A 539-nucleotide genomic window follows, 5' to 3' on the forward strand; every position below is an offset into this window, starting at 1 on the left:
AGAACGAGCACAAGTCGCATCGTAGCCATGTCGTTCTGTGAGCCAAGGAGTTGTTCCGCCGAGTTGTCTTCCTAAGACCGCTTGGCCTCCGACTTGTGACGATCAGCACCAGGACGCATGCGAAGCCGATCGCACTGTGCAGCTGCGCATGCCAGGAAGCGGTCGCGCGGGCCTGGCCGCAGCCGTCGGCGGCCCGGCAGTCGAGCCGGAACGCCGCGTCGGTCAGGTCTTGAACCCCCGAGAGCGCGGCCAGCCAGGTGTCGCCGGCGTTCCAGGCGACCTCGGTGGCCACGACCCCCAGCGGGGAGAGCCCGTGGTTGGCCACGAGCGGCGCGTCCGCCAGGGCCCGCGCGGAGGTGGCGTCGCCGGCCACGACCTGCGCGCACTTCAGCCCGGGCACGTTGAACGCCTTGCTCGCCGACAGGACCGTGACCGCGTGCTCCGCGGTCCCCTCGAGCGACAGGAAGTCGGAGGCCAAGCGGTCTTAGGAAGACAAATATGTCTGGCAACTCCTTGGCTCACAGAACGACATGGCTAGG

General features: G+C 67.7%; 1 pseudogene. It reads right to left on the reverse strand.

Going from position 1 to position 539, the window contains the following annotated elements:
- Nucleotides 1-478 (reverse strand): annotated as a pseudogene (locus ACYVJE_RS23085) (hypothetical protein); the annotation flags it as partial.
- Nucleotides 479-539 lie beyond the last annotated feature (61 nt).

Source organism: Salinifilum aidingensis (assembly GCF_054782015.1).